Here is a 2089-nt window from a genome sequence, read left to right as displayed (position 1 = left end):
CGAGCCCGGCCAGCACGCTGCGGTAGGCGGGCCGGGTTTCACAGCAGCGTTTACCCCCTACGACGCGGCACTGGCCGCAGCGGCCGCGACAACGGTGCACCGCGTCGAGCTACCAGTTGTGGAGACCGAACTTGAGGCTGCACCTGGGGTGCGGCAAAAGCGGTGGACCTTTGGCGGCACTGTGCCCGGGCCCACCCTGCGCGGCAAGGTCGGCGACATGTTCGAGGTGACCCTGATCAATACTGGGTCACTCGGGCACGGCATCGACTTTCACGCCGGTGCGCTGGCCCCCGACGGGCCGATGCGTACCATCGCCCCAGGCGAGCGGCTGACTTACCGTTTCACAGCCACCCGGGCCGGGATATGGATGTATCACTGCAGTACCGCACCGATGACTCAGCACCTGGGGTCGGGGATGTTCGGTGCGGTCATCATCGACCCTCCCGGCCTGGCACCTGCCGGCCGCGAATACGTGCTGGTCGCCTCCGAGCTGTATGACGGCGACCCGGGTGGCGAACAGCAAGTCGATAGCCTCAACGCCGGTACACCGTCGCGGTGGGCGTTTAACGGCACCGCCGCCCAATACGATCACCGCCCCCTGACAGCCAAGACCGGCGAGCGGGTAAGGTTTTGGGTCCTCAATGCGGGCCCCGGCGGGCTCGTGTCGTTTCATGTCGTTGGCGGCCAGTTCGACACCGTCTACTTCGAAGGAAATTATCTGCTGCACCCAGGTCTATCTGGCGGGGCGCAGTCGCTGGCCCTGGCAGCAGCCCAGGGCGGATTCGCCGAGATGATCTTCCCGGAGGCTGGGCACTATGCCATCGTCGATCACGACATGCGTCATGCCGAAGGCGGCGCACGTGGCATCGTCACGGTAGCCAACTGATGGACCTGTGGGTGCTGGCACGGTTCGTTCACGTGGTAGGGGCCGCGTTCTGGGTCGGCGGCCAGCTGTTGCTGGCGTTAGTGGTCATGCCGCTGGCCCGCCGGCAGCTCGACAGCGAAATCCGCCACCACCTGATGGCCGCGGCCGGGCGCCGCTTCGCCCGGCTCACCCTTGCCGTGGCCCTGCCACTGCAGATCGGTACCGGGATCGCCTTGGCCGCCCACAATAGCGTGACCTGGGCATCATTGGCCGAGCCTGGCTACGGCCGGACCCTGGCCGCCAAACTCGGCCTGCTCACCATCGCCATGATGTTCGCCGCCGGACACGGCATCGCGGCCGCCAAAGGACACCGCTCCATGTCGCGAGCTCTTAGCGCCGCCGGGCTGGCCTGCTCCGCGGGTGTCATCCTGCTGGCCACGGCGCTGGCTGGATAAGCACTGTCCGCATGTGCCGCTGACACCCGCGCGGGACCCGCCTAATGCGGCGGAGGTTGGCCTCCTGAACGCGATCTTCTGGTCTCGCGAGCGGCTGGCCAAGGTTGCCGGACCGCACGCCAAGGCGCTGCGGCGATTCGTTTTGGGCCGGTGGGCCGGGGGCAAACAAGGTCTTTTGGCCCTACGGCAAACGATCGTCTGGGACAAAGGATTAGGCACTGCCTGGTTCGGATAAGGAGTGCGTGTGATTTCAGCGGAGCGTGCGTTGCTGGAGGCGGGTGGCCTGCTGCGCCGGGCCGAGGTGTCGGCCGATGGCAGGGCGCTGTTTCAGATCGGTGGCCGGGATGCCGACACCTTCTACCGTGACCGGTGGTCATATGACAAGGTGGTCCGCTCCACGCACGGCGTGAACTGCACCGGGTCGTGTTCGTGGAAGGTGTACGTCAAAGACGGCATCATCACCTGGGAATCCCAGCAAACCGACTACCCGAGCGTGGGACCGGACCGGCCAGAATATGAGCCGCGCGGCTGCCCTAGGGGCGCCGCTTTCTCTTGGTACACCTACTCACCGACTCGGGTGCGCTACCCGTATGCGCGCGGGGTTCTGGTCGACATGTACCGGCAGGCCAAAGCCCGCCTGGGTGACCCGGTCGCGGCGTGGGCCGACATCCAGGCCGACCCAGACCGCCGCCGCCTGTACCAGCGCGCCCGTGGCAAAGGCGGTCTGGTGCGGGTGTCGTGGGATGAGGCTTTGGAGATGATCGCCGCC

At 66.7% G+C, this 2089-nt stretch carries 2 protein-coding genes and 1 pseudogene; all 3 read left to right on the top strand.

Annotated elements, in window-relative coordinates:
- A partial coding sequence (locus A3E1_RS46280; RefSeq protein WP_020523068.1) for a multicopper oxidase domain-containing protein occupies positions 1-886 on the top strand: 886 nt, incomplete at its 5' end.
- Complete coding sequence (locus A3E1_RS0122610) at positions 886-1320, top strand: hypothetical protein (protein WP_020523067.1); 435 nt, start codon at positions 886-888, stop codon at positions 1318-1320. The genes A3E1_RS46280 and A3E1_RS0122610, both read left to right, overlap by 1 nt.
- A gap of 244 nt (positions 1321-1564) precedes the next feature.
- A pseudogene (locus A3E1_RS41560) lies at positions 1565-2089 on the top strand (molybdopterin-dependent oxidoreductase); the annotation flags it as partial.

This window comes from Catelliglobosispora koreensis DSM 44566 (assembly GCF_000379685.1).
Classification (GTDB): Bacteria; Actinomycetota; Actinomycetes; order Mycobacteriales; family Micromonosporaceae; genus Catelliglobosispora; species Catelliglobosispora koreensis.
The sequence above is the reverse complement of the archived record's forward strand: the minus strand, read 5'-3'. Positions and strand labels throughout refer to the sequence as shown.

Bases quoted from the DNA above. Each gene is read 5' to 3' on its own strand.
- A3E1_RS0122610 (WP_020523067.1), top strand. From the start codon at position 886: ATGGACCTGTGGGTGCTGGCACGGTTCGTTCACGTGGTAGGGGCCGCG.